At 69.9% G+C, this 23,083-nt stretch carries 19 protein-coding genes; 4 read left to right on the forward strand and 15 right to left on the reverse strand.

What is annotated here, in order from left to right; genetic code table 11:
• Positions 1-30: 30 nt before the first annotated feature.
• The 5 genes from ACYSUO_RS06650 to ACYSUO_RS06670 form a co-directional block, all read right to left on the reverse strand.
• Positions 31-306, reverse strand: coding sequence for a DUF6406 domain-containing protein (locus ACYSUO_RS06650; protein ID WP_461775060.1), 276 nt, complete (start codon positions 304-306; stop codon positions 31-33).
• On the reverse strand, positions 303-7,367 hold the full coding sequence (locus ACYSUO_RS06655) for a toxin glutamine deamidase domain-containing protein (RefSeq protein ID WP_461775061.1): 7,065 nt from the start codon (positions 7,365-7,367) through the stop codon (positions 303-305). The genes ACYSUO_RS06650 and ACYSUO_RS06655 overlap by 4 nt, the downstream gene beginning before the upstream one ends.
• 143 nt (positions 7,368-7,510) lie before the next feature.
• On the reverse strand, positions 7,511-7,822 hold the full coding sequence (locus ACYSUO_RS06660) for a hypothetical protein (protein ID WP_461775062.1): 312 nt from the start codon (positions 7,820-7,822) through the stop codon (positions 7,511-7,513).
• Between the two features lie 57 nt (positions 7,823-7,879).
• Entirely contained in the window at positions 7,880-8,350 is a 471-nt protein-coding gene (locus ACYSUO_RS06665) for a hypothetical protein (RefSeq protein ID WP_461775063.1), read from the reverse strand.
• A 151-nt stretch (positions 8,351-8,501) separates the two neighbouring features.
• Entirely contained in the window at positions 8,502-8,933 is a 432-nt protein-coding gene (locus tag ACYSUO_RS06670; protein WP_461775064.1) for a hypothetical protein, read from the reverse strand.
• A gap of 230 nt (positions 8,934-9,163) precedes the next feature.
• Between ACYSUO_RS06670 and ACYSUO_RS06675 the strand changes: the two genes are divergently transcribed.
• A complete protein-coding gene (locus ACYSUO_RS06675) occupies positions 9,164-9,667 on the forward strand; it encodes a hypothetical protein (RefSeq protein WP_461775065.1) in 504 nt (167 codons plus the stop codon).
• Between the two features lie 38 nt (positions 9,668-9,705).
• Here ACYSUO_RS06675 and ACYSUO_RS06680 read toward each other — a convergent pair whose 3' ends face one another.
• Positions 9,706-9,936 (reverse strand): DUF7489 domain-containing protein, encoded by a 231-nt coding sequence (locus tag ACYSUO_RS06680; protein WP_461775066.1) that lies wholly within the window; start codon positions 9,934-9,936, stop codon positions 9,706-9,708.
• Between the two features lie 71 nt (positions 9,937-10,007).
• Positions 10,008-11,522, reverse strand: coding sequence for an amidohydrolase family protein (locus ACYSUO_RS06685; RefSeq protein WP_461775067.1), 1,515 nt, complete (start codon positions 11,520-11,522; stop codon positions 10,008-10,010).
• Between the two features lie 167 nt (positions 11,523-11,689).
• On the opposite strand from ACYSUO_RS06685, the gene ACYSUO_RS06690 reads away from it, so the two are divergent.
• On the forward strand, positions 11,690-12,457 hold the full coding sequence (locus ACYSUO_RS06690; RefSeq protein ID WP_461775068.1) for an SDR family NAD(P)-dependent oxidoreductase: 768 nt from the start codon (positions 11,690-11,692) through the stop codon (positions 12,455-12,457).
• A gap of 104 nt (positions 12,458-12,561) precedes the next feature.
• On the opposite strand, the gene ACYSUO_RS06695 is transcribed toward ACYSUO_RS06690, so the two are convergent.
• Positions 12,562-13,518 carry a ScbA/BarX family gamma-butyrolactone biosynthesis protein gene (locus ACYSUO_RS06695; protein ID WP_461775069.1) on the reverse strand — a complete coding sequence of 319 codons (957 nt, stop codon included), beginning with the start codon at positions 13,516-13,518 and terminating at the stop codon, positions 12,562-12,564.
• A gap of 120 nt (positions 13,519-13,638) precedes the next feature.
• Here ACYSUO_RS06695 and ACYSUO_RS06700 point away from each other — a divergent pair, with 120 nt between their 5' ends.
• Together ACYSUO_RS06700 and ACYSUO_RS06705 are read left to right on the forward strand one after the other, a co-directional pair.
• A complete protein-coding gene (locus ACYSUO_RS06700) occupies positions 13,639-14,292 on the forward strand; it encodes a ScbR family autoregulator-binding transcription factor (protein ID WP_461775070.1) in 654 nt (217 codons plus the stop codon).
• Positions 14,289-14,993, forward strand: coding sequence for an HAD family hydrolase (locus ACYSUO_RS06705; protein ID WP_461775071.1), 705 nt, complete (start codon positions 14,289-14,291; stop codon positions 14,991-14,993). Before ACYSUO_RS06700 ends, ACYSUO_RS06705 begins: the two co-directional genes overlap by 4 nt.
• A gap of 102 nt (positions 14,994-15,095) precedes the next feature.
• On the opposite strand, the gene ACYSUO_RS06710 is transcribed toward ACYSUO_RS06705, so the two are convergent.
• The 7 genes from ACYSUO_RS06710 to ACYSUO_RS06740 form a co-directional block, all read right to left on the reverse strand.
• Entirely contained in the window at positions 15,096-16,121 is a 1,026-nt protein-coding gene (locus ACYSUO_RS06710) for an aldo/keto reductase (protein ID WP_461775072.1), read from the reverse strand.
• Between the two features lie 44 nt (positions 16,122-16,165).
• Positions 16,166-17,146, reverse strand: a complete 981-nt coding sequence (locus ACYSUO_RS06715) for a quinone oxidoreductase family protein (protein ID WP_461775073.1) — start codon at positions 17,144-17,146, stop codon at positions 16,166-16,168.
• Positions 17,147-17,442: 296 nt separating this feature from the next.
• Positions 17,443-18,933 (reverse strand): MFS transporter, encoded by a 1,491-nt coding sequence (locus ACYSUO_RS06720; protein WP_461775074.1) that lies wholly within the window; start codon positions 18,931-18,933, stop codon positions 17,443-17,445.
• Positions 18,926-20,485 carry an MFS transporter gene (locus ACYSUO_RS06725; RefSeq protein ID WP_461775075.1) on the reverse strand — a complete coding sequence of 520 codons (1,560 nt, stop codon included), beginning with the start codon at positions 20,483-20,485 and terminating at the stop codon, positions 18,926-18,928. Before ACYSUO_RS06725 ends, ACYSUO_RS06720 begins: the two co-directional genes overlap by 8 nt.
• 2 nt (positions 20,486-20,487) lie before the next feature.
• The gene (locus ACYSUO_RS06730) at positions 20,488-20,940 is read right to left on the reverse strand and encodes an SRPBCC family protein (protein WP_461775076.1); all 453 of its coding nucleotides are present in this window, start codon (positions 20,938-20,940) and stop codon (positions 20,488-20,490) included.
• 29 nt (positions 20,941-20,969) lie between these two features.
• Positions 20,970-21,734 carry an SDR family oxidoreductase gene (locus ACYSUO_RS06735; RefSeq protein ID WP_461775077.1) on the reverse strand — a complete coding sequence of 255 codons (765 nt, stop codon included), beginning with the start codon at positions 21,732-21,734 and terminating at the stop codon, positions 20,970-20,972.
• Between the two features lie 75 nt (positions 21,735-21,809).
• Entirely contained in the window at positions 21,810-22,751 is a 942-nt protein-coding gene (locus tag ACYSUO_RS06740; RefSeq protein ID WP_461775078.1) for an ACP S-malonyltransferase, read from the reverse strand.
• Between the last annotated feature and the right edge of the window lie 332 nt (positions 22,752-23,083).

Genomic DNA, 23,083 nt, shown 5'->3' on the forward strand with positions numbered 1-23,083 from the left:
CTCTCTGGGCCGACTCGCCAGCGAGGGGGCCTATGCCGAAGTGGCCGAGACGCGGCGCAGCTTGACGATCCAGTCGTCCTCGCTCGGCCAACCTGTCAATTCGGCGAGCTGCCACGTTTCGTCGCCTACAGAGAAGGCCTCACCAACACGGAGGGTGTGATACTGCTCCTCGGCGGCGGCGACGATCCCGAGTCGAACCCTGACCGAGGCGTCGGACTCCCGGTAGATGTCCATCACCGCGAAGCTCGCGATCCCGGTGTTCCGCTGGATCCCGTGCCAGAGGGCAATCGTGTCGGCACTGCTCACTTCTCGTCCTCCAGGGTGGTGTACTGGTTGCTGCAGTATTTCATGAACTCCTTGATGGTCAGCGGCTCGGGATGCCTGGAGTTGTGCGGGTTGCGCAACTGAATCAGACCCTTTTCGTCGACCGAGACGACCTCATAGGCGTGTGAACTCAGGAGGTTCTTCTCCATCTTGTTCTCCACACCCGTGCCTTTCGCTTGAGTGCCGACAATGACCGGCCTGCCGCTTTCTGTGAGCTGCCGCAGGTGATCCAGGAGCTGCTTCTGTGGACTGTGGCCCTGCATGTTGTACTGCGTCGGAACTTCGTGGTTCTCCGCTGTGCGCCCTGTCATCTGGGCAAGCAGCTCCGCACGGTCACCAGAGTTGGATCCTTGGGTGATGCGGGAGTACCCCGTCAGTAGGTTGCCGTCGAAATCCTTGTTCTTTGCGATCTGTGACATGCTCTCGCGTCTTTTGTCGTCCCAGAACTGGTCCAGACCCGCGATGGCCTTCTCCATGATCGCCGGCCAGGCAACACCGACGTCGTTGGCGTTGGCGTAGACGGTGGTCCCCGGGAAGTCGCTGTACACAGGTACTTCGGGAGTGACGCGCACGGTCAGGATGCGCCCGGTCGGCGCCATGTTGCCGAGGTTGTTGCGTGCGACCTCGTGGAAGCGGACTTCGTAGTTGCCGTCCTCGGTTTCGCGAATCATGTCCTGGAGGACGTCCGGGTACCTGCTTGCGACGGCGCCCATGGTGGCGATGATGCCGCAGTCGCCGATGGCTCCCTGTTTGGTCTCCTCACGTGATGGAGTTCCGTCGAACAGTGGCGTACGTGTTCCGTCAGGGCGGTCCAGTGGCGTGCCGTAACGATCGGGCTGGATCTCCGCAGGTTTCTGGTGGTTGCCGAAGCGCGGCTGGTCCACATCAGTGGTGACCTCGGTTGGATCGGCCGGACCTGTGTGGGTCAAGGACTGCCAGACCTGCTTGAGCCGGCCTGACTTCTTCTCCTGGCTGTCTGAAGCGGGGGAGCCCTCGCGGGGATCGTCGGCGGATGGGTTCGGAGCGCCAGCCTGCTCACCGGTGGCGACGGCGGTGTTGGCGGGGCGTGAGGTTTGCCCTGCGCTCGCGGGTTCGGTCTCAGGCTGGGAAACTTCGGGGCCTGAATGCTGCGAATCCCCCGGTAGGGAGGGCCCGTTGTCCATGGGCCCGGTCCGTGGGGCTCCGTCGTCTGCAGGTGAGTTGGCGCTCTCCTGCCCTGTCGGAGACGGGCGTTCGTCATCAGGCGTTTTGGCGGTGGGTGCGCCTGCGGGATCGTTGGGCGGACGGCGGTCTGTGTCGGCGGGGGCCGAGGGGGGCGTGCGGTTGGAGTCTGTGGAGTGGGACGGGCCCGACGAAGGGGATTGGGCGGGGGGTGTGTTCTGGTCGGTCGCTGGAGCGGACGGAGCGTTGTTGGCCGGGCCTGCCAGCGTCTGTGCCAAATCCCGCACGAAATCCACGTGTTGCTGGATTTCCTCGCTCATGATCTGTTGATTCGGTGTGCGGTACGCCTTGACCTTCTTCTCGATTTCGGCCGGGGAGTTCGTCCCTTCCTCCGTCAGCCGTTGGCGCTCCTGCTCCTTCAACTTGTCACGCTCAGGGTCGACCCGGTAGGTGGTGCTGTAATACACCGGGACGCCATGCATCGCCTCGGAGTCGCGGATCGTCATGGAGCAGTCCGCGTGTCCCGAGTTACCCTTCCGAGAACCGCAGGGCTCACGTTCCGTGTACAGGCCCGCTACGGTGTACTTGGGCTTTCCTTCGGCGACCCGGTCTTTGTTCAGGCTTTCGATCCATTCCAGGATGTGGCCCTCGGAATGGCGGGGACGCACCGCGTCTCCGGCGGCAGGAACCGACGAGTCGATGATGTAGTGGCTTTCGCCCTTGTCGTCGACGATCTCGACAACCGCGTAGTTCTTGTCCGACAAGTCGGGAGAGTTGCGTTCTATTTCCTCGAGTAGCTCGCGCAGGTTTTCCGGGTCCTGCAGGCCCACGTCCTTCGGACGCGCCGAGGCCTCGCGCCGCCAGGCAGCCACGGACTCAGGGTGCTCGGCCGCCGGGTCGGGCTTGTTGCCCCGCTTGGGCGGCGCATCCGCATAGGGGGAGTTGTCCTTCTCCGGCCCAGGTGCCCTACCGACCGCGTTGTTCGCGTGAAACGAGTGGCTCATACGGCCGAGCGTCGCCAGGGCCGCGTAGCGATCACCGTCATTCATGTTCGACCACTCAGGGTCGAGGTGACGGCGCAGGTCGCTGTCCGTGAAGTTGGTCTTTGGAACCTGAACGGCCCGGTGGGCCTGTTGCGCTTCCTGGTGCGCCGTCGTGGCTGCGGGAACAGCGGCTCTGGCTGCCGCCAGCCTCTGATCGGCAGCGTCCCTCCGCTCCTGAGCGGCTTGCTTCTCGGCGTCGGTAGTGGCGTCCTTTGCTTCCTGGATCGCCCTCTTGCGTTCTGTGATGGCCTCTCTGACCTGCTTGCGAGCGTCGTCCAGGGCCCGCTTGGTGTTGCGGACGTCCCGCGTCGCCTCCACGTACCTTTGCCGATTGTTCAGGGACTCCTGAAGCAGACCGCCCAAGCGGGAAGGATCGGGTGGCGTGGCCTGGGCCCAGACCCGCATCTGCTGCTGGACCGGATCCAGATCAATCCGTCGTACCTGGTGGTGCTCCTCCTCCCGGAGTTCCTGTTGTGATTCGTCCGGAGGGACATTCGCATGTATCTGGTCCGTGGCCTCCGGGTCGGGGAGAGTCTGGTTTCGCCGCTGGCGAGTTGCTTCGGCGCTGCGGTGGCTGTCGGACTGGTCAGGGGAGCCGGACGGGCGCTGCGGCGACGGGCGTTCAGCTGTGGCCGGCGCAGTCTGACTCTGGTTCTGCGCGGCAGGCTGGTTGGTGGTGTCGATGGGGCGGCGGTTGGCGTCCAGGGGGATGGCGAAGACGCCGTTGTTGCCGTTGTGGAGCGGGGTGGTGGAGCTCTGGCCCGTCTGGGGGTCGGCGTAGACGATCTGGCCGTTGTGGTTGACGACGTTCCAGGCGTGGGCGCGGCCGTCGGCGTTCTGCGTGATGATGACGGCCTGTGAGCCGTGGCCCTCGTTGAGGAGGGTGGTCTCCAGGTTGTCGTACGCGTCGCGGCCGTCGCCGAAGTCGTCGAACTCGGCGCCCAGAGTGTTCTCGATACGGTCGCGGCCGCCCGGCTCCGGGGTGTCCGCGGGGGTGCCGTCTTCGTTCGGACTGCGGCGGGCGGCGACCGTGGGGTTGCCGGCGTACGAGTCGGCGAACGCGAGTGCGCCGTCGGGGCAGTTGACGTCGCGGCCCGAGTCGTCGGGGTTCTGGCCGCGGATGTCGCCCAGCCACGAGCCCTCGCGCGGGTCGGGGGCCTGCTGGAACGAGCCGTCCTCGTTGCGTGGGAATCGTTCTTGCTGCGCGCGGTTGTCGGCGCCGGTCGGGTCGTCGTAGCCGTCCGGGGGGCCGGAGGGGCGCGTTGCCGTGGACGGGGTCGGTTCCGTTGAGTCGGCTGAGTCGTGGTGCTGGTCGGTGCCGTCGTCCGGATTGTGCGTGGAGTCGGTGGAGTCGGTCGTGTCGGTGTCCTGAGAATCCCCGGGATCCTGTGGGGATTCGGAGTCCTGGTTGTCCTGGCTGTCCTGCGCGTCCTGGTCCGTTTCGGACTGCGGGTCTTCCTGGTTCGTCGACTCCGGGGCCTGAGTGGTGTCCGAGTCCCGATCCGGGGTGGCATCGGTGTCCGGCGTGGTGGTCTCGGAGGCCGGGGCCGGTTCCTGTGCGGTGTCGGACGACTGGGGGTCGGGCGTGGACTGGTTCGTCGACGAGTCCTCGCCCGAGGTGTTGTTCGTTGTGTCCGGGGTGGTGTTCTCCGTGGACGGCTGCGGCGTCGACGGCGTCAAGAAGTACGGGGTGATCGGATTCCTGTTGGCGTCGAGCGGGGTGTAGAAGACCTCTGCGGCGCCCAGGTGGATCGGGTTCTCGCTGACGACACCCGTCTGCGGGTCGACGAACAGGACCTGGCCGTTGTGGTTGACCGCCGCGAAGGCGTGGCCGCCACCGCCGGGCCAGTTGACGCCGATCACGGCTGCCGAGCCGTGCCCGGCCTGCGACAGCTCATGGGCTATTCGCGCGTACGGGTTGGGGTGGTCCTTGCCCGCGTACGTGCTGGGGGCGCCGGCCCAACGTGCCTGGTTGTCGACCGAGTCGCGCTCCGCGGAGAAGCGGTTCAGGCTGCCGTCCGGGTTCTGGTCCAGGGTGCGCGGGGCGGACACCGTCGGGCGGCCGAACCATGTCTCGAGGAACGAACGGGTGCAGTCGGCGCAGTTGTTGGACCGGCCGGGCACTCCGGGGCCACCGTCGTTCTGCAGGCCGGCCCAGTTCCCTTGCCGCGGGTCCGCGAACACCTGCGGGGTGCCGTCGGGGTTCCTCGGGTGGGCGTTCTCCAGGTCCTGCTGGTGGACGGGATCGGGTGTGGTCAGGCCCTCGTGCGGGATGTTCAGGTCGTTGCGGATGTCCGAGAGGTTGTCCGCCTGGGATGGGGGCGGAGGTGCCGTGGGTTGTTGCTGTTGCTGTTGCTGTTGCTCGTGCTGGTTCTGGTCGGGCGTTTGGTTGGTGGTGTCCGGCTGTGGGGTGGTCGGCTGGTGGTTGTTCTGGGCCGGCATCCCCTGGTCGTTCGGCGTGGACGTGGGGGACTGGGGCGAGGGCTGGTGGTCCGAAGGACGGTTGTCCGGCGGGCGGTTCGTCGGGCGGTCGCCGCGGGGCGGGGTGGTCGGGCGGCTCGGTGTCTCGGCGCGCGGCGTGCTGGTGCGCGGCGGCGATACGGGGCCGTTCTGCCGGGTGTCCCGGGACGGTGTCGTGGGCCGGGCGTTCGGCTGATCCGTACGCGGTGTTGTAGCGCTGGGCGTGGTGGACCGCGGTGTTGTCGTGGGGCCGCCCGCTGCCGGTGCCTGCGTCGGGATGGGGCCGGCCGTCGGCGGCGGCATGGCGCCGGGGGGCGGCGTCGAGGGTGGCGCGGCGGACTGGGCCGCCTGCTGCGGGACGCCCGTGTCACCGGACTGCGCACTGGGGGCCGGGGGTGCCGCCGTGGCGACGCCGCCCATGAGGTCCATGTCCGGGTCGCTCGGGTCGTGCGGTGTCGGGGTCGAATGTGTCGGCGCGTGGCCCTGGCCGGGGCCGGCGTGGGAGGTCGGCGCGTTGCCGGGCATGGCGCCGCTCGGCATGCGGCCGCTGCCGGTGCCCTGGCTCTGGTTGTCGTTGTTGGTGCCGTCGCCGGAGTCGCCCGGAGTGGGGCCCTGGGCGTGCGCGGGCATGGTGCTGACCGAGTCGCGGTCGACCTGGTGCGCAGCGGGGTCGGGGCTGGAGTTGTCCGGCGCCGGGGTGGGCGCGGCCTCGGGCGGGGTGGACGGCGTGGGCTCGGGATTGTGCTGGTCCGGGATCGACGCACCCTGGCCCGGGCTGGGTGTGTCGGTGCCCTCCGGGCGGCTCGGGGCAGCGCCCTCCGGCGTGGTGTCCGGCGTCGGGGAGGTGCTGACGTCCGGCGTGGTGCCCGTGCTCTCGTTGGGCGAGGGATCGGAGGGCATGGACGGCTCGGTGCCCGGCGGCGTGTTCGTCGGGGCGTCCGGGGTGCTGTCCGGGCGGGCGGAGTCAGGGGTGGTGTCGGGGGCCGGTCCGCCCTCGACGTCCGGCGTCAAGGAAGACGGTGTGGACGAGTCCGGGGACGCGCCGGGGGCGGACGAGTCGGGGCTCGACGAATCCGGGGTGGAGGAGCTGGGGCTCGAGGAGTCCGGCGTGGAGGAGTCGCCGCCCGACGGCTGACTGATGCTGTCGTGGTACGCCTGGGTGCCCACGTCGAACGGGCTGGGCGGGTCGGAGCCACGGCTCGGCGCGGGCGAGGACGAGGACGACGAGGTGTCCGGTGAGGCCGTGCCGCCGGGACCGTCCGTGCCGCTGCTCGACGGCGTACTCGGCGAAGAGGTGTCCGAACCGCCCGACGGGGAGGAGGACGAAGGGCCGCCGATGTCCGGCGCCCTGCGCCCGGAGTCGCCGCCGCTCGAACTCGGCGAAGTACTGGAACCGGACGAGTCGCCCGACGAACTGCCGCCGCTCGACGGCGTGTTGGACGAGCTCGGCGAACCGCTGGAGCCGGTGGAGCTGCTGGACGAACTGCCGTCACTGGACGACGAGTTGCTGCTCGACGACGAACCGCCGGAGGACGAGTCGCTGGAGCTGGACGAGTTGGACGAGCTGTCACTGCCGGAGCTCGACGAACTGTCGCCGCCGTCTCCCCCGTCTCCTCCGTCGCCACTCAGACCATGGCGGGCGCCGTGCCCCGCCCGGGAGCCCGCGCCGTCGCGCAGGGACTCGCCGAACGTGGAACCGGAGTTCTCAAGCGCGCTCTTGCCCTCTTCGTAACCCGTCTTGGCGGTGCGGCCCAGGTCGTACCCCGACTGCTTGCCGAAGTTCTGCTCGACGGTCTGGGCGACCACGTCGGAGATCATGGCTTCGAGAGCGGAGACGAACGGTTCCTTGGCGGTCTCCAGCACCGCTTGCAAGATCTGTTGGGCGATCTCCTTGAGGAGCTTGCGCAGGATCATCCGCGTGGCGGCGGCCGCGCCCATCGCGCCGATCTCGGACAGGCCCAGGGTGAAGGGAGCGGCGGCCTGGGCCGCGGCGATCTCGAGCGCCAGGATGACCAACTGGGCGATCACCGCGATCTTCAGCCCGATGATGAGCATCGCCGCGGCGTCCATGCAGATGGCGATCAGCTCGGCGCCCTGGCGGGCGTCGTCGAAGTAGCCGGAGCCGCCGGCGAACTTCTCCCAGGTCTTGTTGAAGCCGTCGATGGAGTCCCCGGCGTTCTCCGCGAGGACGTTGCCGGCAGCGGTTAAGCCGCGGGACTGGAGGTCCGTCACGTCGGCGGCGAACTGGCGCCAGGTGTTGGCGCACTCCATCATTTTGTCTTCGTCGCCTGTGGGCCAGTCGAAGCCGCACATCTCGAGAAGCCACTCAAGCCCGTTGGGCAGCATCAAAGCCACGACGAAGACCCCCGTTGTCGCCATGTAGTTCGTGTTGTACCGGCCTTGTGGGCCGGCTCAACCGGCTAGCGCCGACGCAGCGCCATGCTCATGCCAGAGAGTACCCAAAGGCCCTTCGGAACCCTCAACCATCCCTTGTCACAGTGCTGTTGCAGACATCGCCGGTCTCAGCCGTTGGTGCGGCGCATGCTGCGGTAGAGGTCGATCGCGGAGTCCGGCGGGAAGTTGGGGATGTAGGTGACGGCTCCGTCGGTCTTGGAGATCACCATGTGGCTGCCACCCAACGGTGCCTGGGTGCCGGGCGGCGGCGGGGGCATGACGGCGTGGACGAGGAAGCCGATGTCGAACTCCACCACGTGCAGCGGCGCCGGGTTCCCTTCGGAGTCCAGCACTTCGAATCGGGACCGAGCGGCGGCCAGGGCCTCGTCGGGGGTGGTCGGGACGGGCTGCACCGCTTCGGGCGCGCCGGGCTGAGACACGAACTCTCTCCTATGGGCGGTCGGATGACTGCAAGTCAGGCGCCGGTGTGGGCCGCGCTACTTGCTCACGGACTTCAGAACGTGGACCTCGCCGCCGAACTGGTTCTCCGGCGTCTGCTCCTTGACCAGAGCCTCGTTGAAGTCCTCGTTCTCCTCGTGGTTCTTCGCCATCCGCTCCAACGCCTTGCCGATCTCGTTGAGCTTCGTGGCCAGGTGCTCCATCGAGTCCGTCATGCCGTCGCGCAGGCCCTCGTAGACCACGCCGAATTTCTCGCCGAGCTCGTCGTCGCCCCAGGGCGGGGTGCCGGCCTTGTCGCTGAAGGTCGTCATGCCTTTCCAGGCGTCCTGGGCGACGCTCGCGAACGACGTGTCCTTCGGCGCCTCGCCTCCGCCGCCTCCGCCGTCGCCCTGCGCCGCCAGGCCGTTCTTCAGCCTGGCGGTTGCCTGGTAGAACTCCCTGCCGATGTCGGAGAAGTTCTGCCCCTCGGCCCTCAGCGTCTCCGGACTGCTCCTGAAACCGTCACCCATGACTACGCCCCCGTTTCACCAACCGGCGCCATACTGCCGCCGGTTCGCGTCCGTCTCATGTCTACGACAGCGTACCCAGAGGCGCTGACAAGCGCTCAACCTCCGGGTGTCACAGTGCTGTTCCGAGACCGGCGGGGGATTGGGCCCGGGATCAACCCCGGTGTCCACCCTGTCCACGCTTCTTCGACCCCGTGAACAGGTTGGTCGAAGGACCGTCGCGCTCGTCGCGCTCCTTCTGCTCTTCCTCTTCCCGCTTGCGCGCCCACTCCTCGCGCTTCCCGCGCTCGGCCTCGCGGTCCTCCATGGTCTGAGACTCCGCGGCGTGCCGGATCTCGGTCATGCGGTCGCCCAGCGCGTCCATGTAGCGCTCGTTCTTGATGGCGTCGGTCATGCCCATACGTCCCGACAGGATGCCCTGGGCCATCTCCTGGAGCGGGCCGTTCACGTTGGGGTTGTTGGCCAGAGTGCGCAGCGCCTTGTGGAGGCTCTCGGCCTGCTCCGGGTCCTGCGCGACGTCCATCAGCTCCGAGTCGTCGATCTCCCGATCACCCGATCCCGGTCCGCTTCCCGGCCTGTTGGTCATGAGGAACCCCCTTCGAGCCCAGCGGGCCCTTCACCTTCACGCACACCGATTCAGGCACATTCACGCACGCAGAAAGCGGCTTTCGCAGTCACCGCAGCCTGTGGCGCCTATTGCATCCGTTGCAGCTGTTGCACCTGCTGACGAGCTTATCCAGCGGACCGTTCGGACCGTCAACCCGGCCTCTTCCCCGCATGGTTCAAGGTAGACAAGACCGAGAAGGAGGAGGTCCCGTGGGTCGCATCAAACCGTCGTGGTCCGAGCGAGAGCTGCCGGCGTTCTTCAGGCAGTGGCGTACAGAGTGGAGGAACGAGGACCTCGGTCCGGACAACTACCTCGACTTCGAGGGCGGCCTGCGGTTCGTTCTGGCCGCCGCCTGGATGTTCTGCCCGGAAACGGTGGAGTACCGCGGGTGCGTATTCCTCAAGGACCGATTCCACCAGAACACGGTCGATGACTGGTTCTCGAAGCTGGGGGACGACCGGGAGCGAATCGAATCCGTCGTGAACCACGTGGAGTTGTGGGACACGTTCAACAACACGCCGTTGACGGATGACGACCGGCTCGGGGAGGAGCTGCCTCAGTTGGCCTCGGCTCTGGGGGAGTGCTGGCAGGGAGTCCTGTCCACGCGCTACCCGGATCGTGGGATCACCGTCGAGGTCAGCGACGAGGAGGACGGTTCCTACGGGCCGACGGTGACCTTCTGGACCTCTTCGGTGGGCCTCGTCTTCCGGTAGCGCACCCCGGGCTGGTCGGCCACGGGGCCGACGGGTGTCTATCGAGGCGCCTTGGCCGGTTCCGAGGTCCCCGCTTCCTTGAGGAGGCGGTCGCCGATGGTCAGTGACTCCCACAGGGGGTTGTCCACGCGGACCTTGAGCGTCGAATCGTCCTGGAGGCGTACCTCGACGTAGTGGTAGAGGTTGGAGCCGTCGGTCGCCCGGCGGGTCTTGTCGATGACGATGCCGTTCCAGGCGTCTTCTTTGCGTACTTTGCGGGATTTGAACATTTCGCCACTGTAGCGGGCTGCCCACCTCGGCTGGGTCGGCCATCTCGGCAGCCCGCCAATCTCCAGTGCCTCTACCGCGGTTCGCCCCGCAGCGGTCGCCCGGGAAGTGCGTCCGCCTGCAACGCGCCGTCCGACACCACCGGCACCCCCGCCACGTACAAATGCCGCACCCCGCGCGACGGCCGCGTGGGATCCGCGTACGTGGCCGCGTCGGTCACCGTCGCCGGGTCCAGGACCACGAGGTCCGCGTCCGCGCCCACGCTGAGGTGGCCCTTGGTGCGGGCGCCGGGTGCCACGTCGTCGAGGATGCGGGCCGGGAGGTAGGAGCAGCGGCGGAAGGCCTCCAGCCAGGTCCAGGCCCCGGTTTCGCGCACCATCAGGCGGAGTGTCTTGGCGAAGGTTCCGGCCGTACGAGGGTGTGTCGTGCCGCCGGGTGGCAGAGGCCACCGGGTGCTGTCGTGGCTGCCGTCGGGCCAGAAGACGGGCATCGCGTCGCTGGCGACGACGGCGTCGGGGAAGGCGAGTGCCTGTCGCAGCAGGGCCAGGTCGCGGGGGTTGTCCTCGTCGAGGAACTCCAGGAGGCAGGGAGCGCCCGGGTCTTGCGCGCGCAGTTGTTCCAGGCGGGCGGCGTCCGCGATCCGTTCCCCGGTTTCGACCATGATGACGCTGCTGGGGCCCAGGCCCTTCAGGCGCAGCCGCTCCGGAGCGATGAAGGCCGCCCCGACGGCTGTGCTGCCCGCCCCGTACGGGTAGGCCTCCACCGTGACCCGTGAGCCCGACTGGCGTGATTCCTCAAGGGTGTTGAGGACGCGGTCGACGTGCCGGCCCGAGGTGCTGTTGACGTGGCAGTGGTGCATTGCCGCGCCGGTCTCGGCCGCCGCGATCGCGATTTCCATGGAGCCGTCGACGGGGGTGGCCGGATCCATTTCGACCAGTTCCCGTACGTGTGTGAACGTGGGCGCGCCGGCCTTCGCCGCGAGCCGGGCCACGGCCTGGAATTCGGCGGGCTCGGTGGCGGGCGCGTAGCCCATCAGGATGCCGATCCCGAGCGCGCCTGCCGCCAGCTCGTCCTCCAGCAGGGACAGCCACGCCGTCAACTCGCGCGGTGACGAGGAACGTTGCCAGCGCGGGTCGCCCAGCACCGCCAGACTGGACGCGATCCGGGCGTCGGGGGTGATGCCGGCGAGGACCTGGGCCCGCGCGCCGCCCCAGGAGGCGGAGAAGCCGAAGTGGAGCGGGCGGCCCGCGGCCGCGGCCTCGGCGTAGGCCCGCTCCACCGGCATCAGGCCCGCCTCCAGGTCCAGCGCGGTCGTCACACCGTCCATGGCCTGCAACCGGTGCCCGGCGATGGAGTGGACGTGGCTGTGCAGGTCGACGAAGCCGGGGCCGATGACGAGCCCGGTGGCGTCGATCAATTCCGTGTCCGGCGGTGGTGTGAGGTCGGGGCCGACGGCGGCGACCTTCCCGTCGGTCACGAGCACGTCGGCCGCCCCGTCGAATCCGACGGCCGGATCGATGACGCGACCGCCCCGGAACAGGGTCCGCACACTCGTCATACTCGTCTCCTTCTGAACGACCCGCTGCAACCTGCAATGACCTGCTCAGTTCTACTCGGGCACGTGGCGCCCGGTACGTGTCGTACGAAACGTTTCACAACTCGGCGGCTGCATAAGGAAGTTCTGAGGTCGCCGGGGGCGAGGGAAGATCCTGCCCGGCCTGACTCCGGCCGATCGCCGTCTGCTTGACTTCCCGCATGTCAACACACGGTTTGCTCGCTGAGAAGAACATCCTGGTCGCCGGTGCCTCCAGCGGCATCGGTGCCGCCGCGGCGCGGCTGTTCGCCCGTGAAGGTGCCAGGGTGGGACTGCTGGCCAGGCGGCAGCAGAATCTTGAGGACCTCGCCGCGGACATCCGCGCCGAGGGCGGCACCGCCGTGCCGATAGCCGGCGATGTCACCGTCCCCGGGGACGTCGAGCGGGCGGTACGGGGCGTGGTCGAGGAGTTCGGCCGTCTCGACGGCGCGTTCAACAACGCAGGCACCGCCACCGTCGGGACCGAGCTGCACGAGATGTCCATGGACGATTACGACCTGGTGATGGACGCCAACGTGCGGGGCACCTGGAACTGCCTGCAGCACGAGATCCGCGCCATGCTCGCCTCCGGCGGCGGCTCCATCGTCAACACCTCGAGCGTCGCCGGCCTGGTGTCCACCGGTGTCGGCGCGCCCTACGTGGCTGCCAAGCACGCCGTCATCGGCCTCACCAAGGCCGCCGCCCACGAGTACGGAGAGCGCGGCATCCGCGTCAACGCCCTTGCGGTCGGCTCCACTTTGACCGAAATGATGGAAGGCGCCATCGCCGGCTCGCCCGGGATCGAGAAGACCTTCTTCGCCCGCGCCATCCAGCAGCGCATGGCTTCCCCCGACGAGATCGGGCAGGCGGCCGCCTGGCTCCTGAGCGACCGCTCCACCTTCGTCACCGGTGCGACCATGCCCGTGGAGGGCGGGACGCTCGCGATCTGATGTGATCGCTGACATGGCCCTGCGCGCCTTCTCCGGGAAGTACCAGGAAGTTCCGGGAAGTTCGGGAAGTTCCGGGACGAGGGTGCAGGGCCGTTCGCGGCGGTTCAGCGCTGCTGTGCGCCGGCGAGGGCGAGGGTGAGCGAGGAACGGAAGCACTCCTGGCCGCTCTGCATCATGCGCACGTGCGTCACGGGGCGGCCGGCGTCGTCCTCGCCGGCGGTCTCGGCCGTCACGACGCACGGCTCGTCGAGCTCCACGTAGCGCGAGAAGAGGGCCTGCTGGCCCGCCGGGATCACCGTGAGACCGGGGTGGAGCTCCTGCGCGGCCTGGCGCGCGGCTTCCAGCAGCAGGGTGCCGGGGGCGTGGTCCACGGGGTGGTCGAAGTAGAACGGGTGGTGCACGTCGACGCGCAGCAGCCACTCCTGGGGCCGGTCGGTGGGGGAGAGGGCCACGTCGTGGAACTCCGCGACGCCCAGCGGCTGATGGGGGAGCGGCGGGGGCAGTGGGACGGCCCGGGCCATGGCCTGTCGGCCGTCACCCGCGTCGGGGCGGATCCGTCGGTAGATGGCCGGTGCCAGCACGGGGAAGCGCGAGTGGGCACGGGCCAGCGGGACCCCGTCGGCCAGTACGTCGATGTCGAAGGCCAGGAAGGAGGCGCGCTTGCCCCGGTACTGCGCCTCCGTGCAGGTCACGTGCAACTCGACGTCCTGAGGTGCACGCTGCGTGACGGCGCGCAGGGCGGACGGTGTGCACGTGTAGCGGAACTCGTCCCACAACAGGTGGTGACCGAGCGGCACTTCGTGGCCCACGTGGGCGAGCAGCGGGAAGCTCTGGCGGACGGTCTCCACCAGTAAGGCAGGGCTGATGTGTCCGAAGAGGGGCGCGAACGAGTCGGTGGCGCGCTGCCAGTCGACGGGTATCGAGAACGTTCCGTCCGCGTTCCTCCGCCAATCTTTGAGCAGGACCTGACAAGCATGGTGCTTGTGGACCAGCTCCTTGGGGACCGGCCTGGCCGGCTGGGGCTGTCTTGCTGAGTCGACGTTCGTGGTGACGGTGCTCATCAACGGCCTTCATCTCGGGATGGGCGGAGTTCGCATCCAAGCCGGTGCGGCGGCCCATCGGATGTCTGACCGTAGAACATAGCGTGTATTATTTTTTGTCAACCGGCAAAGGGGCTGAAGATGGCAAAGGGTCAGCAGGAGCGGGCGCTCGCGACGCGCAGGATTCTGCTGCTAGCGGCGGCAGAGGTGTTCGACGAGTACGGGTACACGGGCGCCGGGATCGCCAAGATCCTCCAGCGGACGGATCTCACGGCGGGCGCCCTGTACTTCCACTTCGGCTCCAAGCAGGGCCTGGCGCAGGCGGTGATGAACGCGCAGCCGGAGGCGCTGGTCATCCCGGACGACGCCAAAGGGCTGCAGAAGCTGGTCGACCTGCTGCTGACCTGGTCGTTCCAACTCCAGCGTGACCCACTGCTGCGTGCCGGTGTCCGGCTGACGGACGAGCAGGCGACCTTCGGCATGCGCGATGTGACGCCCTATTCGACGTGGCGCACCATCATGCAGGAGTGCCTGGAGGAGGCGCGCGGAGCCGGCGAACTGCGAGCGGGGGCGGAGCCGGAGGCGGTGGCGAAGTTCCTGGTCGGCGCGTGTACCGGGCTGCAGACCTACGCCCAGGTCGAGACGGGCCGCGCGGATCTGCCCGAGCGGGTCCTCGACATGTGGCGGCTCACCCTGCCCGGAATCGCGTCCACCGAAGCCATCAAGCGCCTCGAAGTCAGCGTGGAGCGGGTCGACCCCGCCCTGCGCACCCCACGAGAGGAACCGAAACCGTGAGCACGTTCCAGAGGCTGAAGGCGGTGGCCGTCAACATCGACGGCGTCATGCTGACGGACACCTTCAGTCCGGTCATCCACCGCTTCATCACCTCAAGGGGAGGCGAGTACACGGCGGAGACCGAGCGCTCGATCTTCTCCCAGCGGCGGGCGGAGGCGGGTTGGGCCATGGCCCGCTCGGTCCCGCAGGAGATGACGGGGCCCGAGGCGCTGGAGACGTACTTCCGCGAGCGGGACGAGTATCTGGCGCAGAACCCGGTCGAGTTGAGCCCTGGAGCGCCCGAACTGGTCAGCAGGCTGCGGTCGCTTGGGCTGCGGACGGTGTGCTACGGCGGGCTCGGGGCCGACCACTTCCGCGCCTCGCTCGGTGCCGACGCCGAGCTGTTCGACGACCCCGGCTACATCTGCACCAATGACTTCCGTCCCGGTGTGGCGGAGATACCGGGCATCCTCGGCCTGACGCAGGGCGAGGTGGTCTTCATCGACGACGTGGCCAAGGTGGGCGAGGTGGCCCGGGCGGAAGGGGCACCCTTCGTGGGCTACCCCAGCACCTTCCCGCACAGCCACCAGGCGCAGTTGATGCGCGAGGCCGGCGTCGAGTACCTGGTGTCGCACCTGGACGGAGTCGACGAGGCGCTGCTGAGCGGGATCGACGAGGCCGTCGCCGCGGGACGGCTGTGGGCGACGGTGCCGGCCAACTGACCTCGTACGTCCGGTCGTTGCCCGTACCTGACGGGGGGGCGGGTAACGACCTGACGAGGGACGGACAACGGCCGGACGGGGGGCGGGCGTTCGGTGCGGCCGTCAGCGGCGCCGAAGGCGTGCGTCGGACAGCTGCGGCGGTACGTAGTCGGCGTCGGCGGGGTTGAGGTCGGTGCCCGGCGGGACCAGCTCGTCGATGCGGTCGAGCACGTCGTCGGGCAGGTCGAGTTCGGCCGCGCCCAACAGGTCCTCCAACTGGGCCAGGGTGCGCGGGCCGATGATGGCGCTGTCCACGGCGGGGTGGGACAGGGCGAAGGCCAGGGCGAGGTGCGCCAGCGGCACCCCCGCCTCCCCGGCCAGCTTGAGCAGGTCCTCGACCAGCTCGAGTTTGCGGCGGTTGCCGGGTGACTCCTGGTCGAACTTGTACCGGATCATGTCCTGGCGGAAGCCCGACAGGCTCAGCTCCTCACCGGCGCGGAAACGCCCCGTGAGCCACCCGCTGTTGAGCGGGGACCATGTCAGGACACCGAGCCCGTGCCGCTGGGCGGTGGGCAGCACGGCGCGCTCGGCACCCCGAAGGAAGATCGAGTACGGCGGCTGCTCGGTGCGGAAGGGGATGTGGCCGCGGCGCTCGGCGGTCCAGCGCGCCTCCACCAGCTGCTCGGCGGGGAAGTCGGAGCTGCCGATGGCCATCACCTTGCCCTCCCGGACCAGATCGGACAGGACCGAGAGGGTCTCGTCGATGTCGGTGTGCGGGTCGGGCCGGTGGATCTGGTAGAGGTCGATACGGTCGGTCCGCAGGCGGCGCAGGCTGCCCTCGACGGCCTGGCGGATCCAACGGCGGGAGTTTCCGCGCTGGTTGGGGTCATCGCCCATCGGGAAGTGCGCCTTGGTCGCGAGCACGACGTGGTCGCGACAACCCTTGAGGGCGTGGCCGAGGATGGTCTCGGCCTCACCGTTGGAGTACATGTCCGCGGTGTCGATGAGGTTGATGCCCGCGTCGAGGGCGGCGTGCACGAGCCGGGTGGCCTCGTCGTGGTCGGGGTTGCCCCATGAGCCCAGCATCATCGTGCCGAGGGCCAGGCGGCTGACCGTGATTCCGGTGCGGCCGAGCGTGGTGGTGCGCACTGTGGGTGTCTCCTTGCCGGGGGAGGTCGGGGAGGTCGGGAAGCTCAGGCGCCGATGGCGAGGACGGTCTTGCCGGTGCTGAGGCCGGAGGCGATGTGCCGGTGTGCCTCGGCCGCCTCGTCGTGGGCGAAGGTGCGGCTGATGGGCACCGTGACGCTGCCGTCGAGTACGGCATTGAGCGCGCGCCGCAGCGCGCCGGTGATCTCCTGAGGTGCCTCGGCGGCCAGGGCGGCGAGGTTGAAGCCGAGGACGGCCTTGCCGCTCATCCACAGGTCGTTGGCGCCGAAGGGCACGTCGTCGGCACCCGACGCGTTGCCCATTGCCACGAGCCGGCCGCCGATGCCGAGGGCCTGCATGCTCTGGGTGCGCGCGACCCCGCCGACCGGGTCGACGGCGATGTCGAAGCCGCGCCCTTCGGTGATGTCCGCGGCCGCCGCGGGCAGTTCGTCGCGCAGCAGCACATGGTCGTAGCCCAGGGCCTTGGCGTGCTCGATCTTCTCGGGGCTCCCGACAGTGCCGACCACCTGAGAGGCGCCGAGCAGGCGGGCGACCTGCCCGAGCTGGCTGCCGACACCGCCGGCGGCGGCGTGCACCAGGACGGACTCGCCCTTCTGGAGCCGGGCCGTGCGCTCCAGGACCAGGAAGGCGGTGGTGGTGTTGGAGGGGGTGGCGGCCGCCAGCTTGAGGTCGGCGCCTGCGGGCAGCGGGCAGACCAGGCGGGCGTCGGTGACGGCGACCTGACCGTAGCCCCCGCCGCGCAGCATGGTCAGCGCGGCCACCTGCTGGCCGGGGCGCAGGCCGGTGACGTCCGCGCCCACGGCCCGGACGGTGCCGGCCACCTCGATGCCCGGAACGTAGGGCAGTTCGAGGTCGACGACGCCGGAACGGAAGAGGATCTCGGCGTAGTTGACGCCGGTCCAGGCGACGTCGATGGAGACGTCCCTGGGGCCGGGGGTGGGCTGCGGGGCGTCGGTGAGGGTGAGGACTTCCGGGCCGCCGAAGCGGGGGATGGTGATGGCGCGCATGCGTTGTACCTCGCGAGGTCTGGTCTGGGGGCGGTGATGGTGCGTACGGAACTCGTACGGAACTGGCAGGTAAGGCGGGGGCGGGGCGGGTGAGGCCGGGTTGTGCACGACCTCCCGGTGCGGGTCGGGCCGGTTCGTGCGCGGTCTCCCCGGGGCGGGTCGGGCCGGTTCGTGTGTGACCTTGCGGCGCGGGTCGGGCCGGTTCGTGCGTGACCTTCCGGGGCGGGGCAGGTCGGCTCGTGTACGACCTCCCCGGCGCTGGTCAGGCCGTTCGTGCGCGACCTCCCCCGCGCGGGTCACGCCGGCTCGTGCACGGCCTCCCGGCTCCGATCGGACGGCACGTCCGTGGTGTTCGCCCGCGGCCGTCGCAGGAGCGCCGCGATCGCCGCGGCGGAGGCCAGGCACAGTGCGGCGAAGCACCAGAGCACGGAGTGCAGGCCGTCGGCCAGACCGGGGCCGGTGAGCGTGCCCCGCGTGGTCTGCGCGAGAACGGCGCCGACCGCGGCGATCCCCACCGTTTCGGCGGTGAGCTTGGCGGTGTTGAAGGCGCCGGACGCCGCGCCCGCGTGCTCGACCGGTACGGCGTCCACGGCCTGGCCGTCGAGCAGCCCCTGGGCGATGGCCACACCGCACCCGGCGACCAGCAGGGCGGGCAGCAGGGACGCGCCGGTCGCCATCCATGCCGCGCCCGCCGCCACCAGCACCAGCGAGGCCACCACCTGCACCCGGGCCGGGATCCAGCGCACCAAGTAGCCGCACAACAGCGGCAGTACGAGCAGCGGGGCGGTCAGCGCCAGCATCGCCCAACCGGCCGTGGCGGGGGTCATGCCCACGGCGCGCGTGAAGTAGGTCGGCAAGTAGGTGAGCAGCGGGGCGAAGAGCCCGACCACCGCGGCCACCGCCAGGCACAGCGCCGCGAACCGGCCGGTGCCCACGTGCCGCAGGTCCAGCAGGGGGTGCGCGGCCGTCCGCTCGCACCGTACGAAGAGTGCCAGCGCCGCGGTGGTGATCGCCGCGGACGCCCACACCAGCGGGGACGTCCAGCCGAGCAGCGGGCCCTCCACGAGCGTGAAGACCAGCGCCAACAGTCCCACGGTGAAGCAGGTTGCGCCGGCCGGTTCGCCCTGCCGGGCCGTGCCCTGCGGCGCGGCGGGGCGCGGCAGCAGCGGGACGCCCAGCAGGCACACCGCGCCGACCAGGCCCGGCAGGGCGAAGGCCGCCCGCCAGCCGAAGCCGTCGACGAGCTGGGAGGCGACCGTCGGACCGAAGGCGAGTCCGACGCCGATGGTGGTGCCGAACAGGCCGAAGACGCGGGCCCGTGAGCGGCCGGTGAACGCCCCCGCCAGCACCGCGCTCGCACCGGTCGTGGTGGCGGCGGCGCCGATGCCGGCGAGCAGTCGGGCCGCGTCAAGGAGCCAGATGTTCCCGGCAGTTGCGGCCAGCAGGCCGCAGGCCGCGAAGAGCGCCACACCCGCGGCGAAGACGCGCCGGGCGCCGAAGCGGTCCGCCCAAGCGCCGGTGACCAGCATGAACGCCGCGAAGGTGGCACTGTAGGCGTTCACCACCCACTGGGTGTCCGACAAGCCGACGTCGAGCTGCCGGGCGATGTCGCTCAGCGCCACCGAGGCACCGGTCAGGGTGAAGGGCACCAGGAACAGGGCGACCAACGTGGTGGCCAGAACGGCCCCGGAGCGCCGCGGAGTTGACCCGGACACGCCCGGCCGAGGTGCCCCGGGCACGCCCGGCCGAGGTGTCTCAGGCACGCCCCGCTGAGGTGTCTCAGGCATGCTCGGCCTCCTTCACCCGCGCTGTCTGCTCCGCAGGAACCTCCGCGCTGTCCGGCCGTCGCGGCGCGAGCAGCTTCCACACCGCCACGCCGATGACGGCGCACAGCGCGGCGCTGACGAGCAGGACGGTCTGCCAGGCACCGGTCAGCTCCTGGGCCACCAGCTGCTGGAAGCTCTCACCGGTGCCGGACGGGGCCAGGCGCGCCAGCCCCTCGCGCTCGCCCGCCGCGGCGGTGTTGGCGATCTCCCCGGCGGACGCGGCGGACCCGGCGGTCCGGCTGTCGTCGGCGAGGCGCCCGGTGAGCAGTCCGACGAGGGCGGCGCCGGCTGCGGCGATGGCCACGGCCTCGCTGCCCAGGCGCAGGGTGTTGAGGAACCCGGCGGCGGTGCCCACCGATTGGGGTTCGACGACGTCGAGGACGGCGCCGTCGACCAGGCCGAAGTTCAGTCCGAGGCCCACACCGAGGATGATCAGCGGTGCGGCGAGGTCCGCGGCTCCGGCACCCGGGTGCAGGGCGAGGGCCAGCCAGGCCACACCGGCCGTGAGCAGCAGCACGCTCAGCCCGAGGACGGCCCGGGTCGACATGCCCCAGCGCTGCAGCCGGGCGGCCAGCATCGGGGTGGGCAGGATGGGCAGAGTCATCAGCAGCATGAGCGTGCCCGCCGCCTGGCTGGAGATCCCGTCGGCCACGACCAGATAGTTCGGCAGCAGGGGCAGCAGGATCACGAAGGCGAAGGTCGCCGCGACCGGGACCAGACACAGGCCCATGAAGCGGGCGTTGCGCAGCAGCGCCAGGTCCAGCATCGGTGCGCTCACCCGCTTCTCGACGGCGCCGAAGACGGCGAACAGCACGACGCTGCCGACCAGCAGGGAGAGCACGGCGGGGCTCGACCAGCCCCACTGCGGGCCCTCGGCCACACCCATCATCAGCGCGAACAGGGCGGTCACGAACAGCACAGTGCCCAACCAGTCGACCCGCGTGCCCTGTTGGGGCCGCGCCCCGCTCATCGCAGGGATCGCGCAGGCCACCAGTGCCATCAGGATCGCGTGCATGCCGAAGAAGGACCGCCAGCCCAGCGAGTCCGCCAGCACTCCCGCGGCCATGGCGCCCAGCGCGAGCCCCGCACCGGTCACGATCCCGACCGCGGCGAAGGCGCGCGTACGGGCGGCGCCGGTGAAGGTGGCCGAGAGGATCGCGCTGCCGCTGGTGAGCAGGGCGGCGGCGCCGATGCCTGCCAGCGCACGGGACGCGTTGAGGACGGTGATGTCGCTGACCAGCGCGCTCAGGGCGCTGGAGGCGGTGAAGAGCACCGCCCCGGCGGTGAACAGGCGCCGGCGCCCCCAGGCGTCGGCGAGGGAACCGCAGGCCAGCATGAAGCTGGAGAAGGTGAGGTTGTAGGAGTGCACGACCCACTGCAGGCTGGCCAGCGAGGCGTCGGTGTCGCGGGCGATGTGCGGCAGGGCGACTCCGGAGCCCGTCACCGAGGTCGGCAGCACCAACAGCGCCAGCAGGACCGCGACGAGCACCCACGCGGCGCGGGAACGTCCCATGCTCACGAGGCGGCCACCAGGGACTCGGCGCGCAGCTTGAGGGCGGCGTTCATCAGCATGAAGCCCTGCTCGATACGCCACACCATCGCGCCGGCCAGCGGCATGCTCAGCCCGCCGAACTCCTCGAGCTGGCGCAGCCGGACACCCCCGTCGCGCTCCTCCAGGACGAAGGAGTGGCGGGCGCGGAAGAACGCGGGGTGCTTGATGATCCCCGACCACTGCAGCAGCCGGCCCTCGTGCAGGGCGGTCACGATGGGAGTGTGGGTCTCCTCCTCGGCCTTCATGGGCCGCTGCATGCGCAGGTGGAGCCGGGCCCCGGCCTCGATGCGCCCGCTTGCGTCGATGATGAAGGGGTTCCAGTCGCGGTAGCGGTCCAGGTCGGTGACGGCTTCCCACACGGCCTGGGCCGGCGCGTCGATATCGACGTGGGTGTCGATGCTGCGTCGTGTACGCACGATCGTCTCCAAGGGGTTCGAGGTCCGGTTCAGGCCGGGATGGACATGGACAGGCCGCCGTCGACCAGCAGGTCGACCCCGTTGACGTAGGCGGCGTCGGAGGAGGCCAGGAAGGCGACCACGGAGGCCACTTCCTCCGGTGTGCCGATGCGGCCGCACACCACGTCGCGGCGCGCCGCCTCACGGCCCTCTTCAGTGGGCACCGACTCGCGGTACATGTCCGTGTCGATGTAGCCGGGGCTGATGGCGTTGACGCGGACACCGTGCGGCGCCAGGTCGGCGGCCAAGGTCTTGGCGAGGTTGCCCGCGGCGGCCTTGGAAGCGGCGTACAGCGAGCCGATGGCCAGTCCGCGGTGGTGGGTCCACGAAGCGTTGATGACCACCGCGGCGCCCTCGTTGAGCAGCGGCAGAGCGCGCTGAACGGTGAAGAAGACGCCCTTGACGTTGGCGGAAAGCACGTCCTCGACGTCCTGTTCGGTGAAGTCGCCCAGGCGCTTGAAGACGCCGACGCCGGCGTTGGCGAAGACCGCGTCCAAGGTGCCGAAGCGCTCGCGGACGGCATCGGCCACCGCATCGGCGCCGGAGGCCGTGGAGATGTCGGCGGACACGGTCAACACCCGCTGCCCGGCGTCCAGTTCGACCGCCGCCTTCTCCAGGCGCTCGGCGTTGCGGCCGACCAGGGCGACCCGCGCCCCTTCGTCGAGGAAGCGGCGGGCCGCGGCCAGGCCCATGCCGGAACCGCCGCCGGTGATCAGGACGGTCTTGTCGGCGAAGCGGGAGGTGTGCACATGCATGGTGGGTAACTCCTCATGTTTGTAAGGGGATTGCGTGCTTGCGCGGGTACGGGAAAGGCGTGGTCGCGCGCCGGGTCAGACGGGGGAGGGGAGCAGTTGGTCCGCGCGCTGGACGGCGAGTTCGGGGACGGCGCGCCGTGCGAGGCCGGCCATCGTGCGGCCGGGGCCGACGTCGAGGAGTTGCGTGCACCCGGCGGCGTCGCGCAGCGTGCCGAGCACGCCGTGCCAGTGCACCGGGCCGGTCAACTGCGCGAGACACAGGGCCGGCCAGTCGGCGCCCCGCGTGTGCACGGCCGCGTCCACGTTGGCCACCACCGGCGCGTGCACCGGGGCGAACTCGACCGACTCCAGGGCCTGGGCGAGCTCCTCGGCGGCCGCACCCATCAAGGGGGTGTGGCAGGCCGCGGAGACGGCGAGCCGGGTACAGGCTCCACCGAGGTCCTCGGCGCGCCGCCGCAGCGCCTCCACCGCGTCGGGCGCCCCGGCCACCACGGTCTGCCGTGGGCCGTTGAAGTTGGCGAGCCACAGCGCCGGGTGATCCACCCGCACCTCGGCGACCAGCGCCTCCGTCGCCTCCTGCCCGGCAGTCACGGCCGCCATGGCACCCGGCTCCGACCCTGCGGCCCGCGCCATGGCCCGGCCCCTCGCCGCCACGAGTCGGGCGCCGTCGTACACGCTCAGGGCGCCCGCCGCGACGAGGGCCGTGTACTCGCCCAGGCTGTGCCCGGCGTGAACATACGAGCCCGGAGCGAAGTCCGTGACGTCCTCCAGGGCCCGCCACGAGAGCAACGAGGCGGTGAATACGGCGAGTTGGGCCCGGTCCGTGCGGGCCAGGTGGGCCGCGTCGGCCTCCAGCAGCAGCCGTGCCACGTCCAGCTCCGCCGCCTGCGAGACCTCCTCGACCAACTCCCAGGCGCGGCCGGTGGACCAGGGGGCGCCCAGGCCCGGACGCTGCACCCCCTGCCCCGGAAACAGCGCGGCCGTGCGCGCTGCCGGAGACGCTTCATTTGCAGCCATCTTCTTTTTCCCTGCTCCTTCGTTCGGCGGTCGCCCTAACATGTTCACGAGCGCTTTCTAAAGCAGTGCTCAAGGATCGCTAAAGCGCATTTTCGTCCCGCCCCGTATTCGGCGGCTTTAGTGATTCTTTGGTGCGCCCCAGTGAGACTCCTGGTGCCGGCCGAGCAACGGACTCGGCCCCATCGGGAGGGACACATGAATCACACGGAACGGGTGGCGCGGGCCGGGTTGAGGAATTCCCACGCCGCGAGAATTCGGGCGTCGATGGGGCTCTCCGAGGAATTCGAAACACCGCGGACTTTCTCCGGACCACCGCAACCGCGCCCCTGGCG

The sequence above is a fragment of the Streptomyces sp. UC4497 genome (assembly GCF_054871485.1).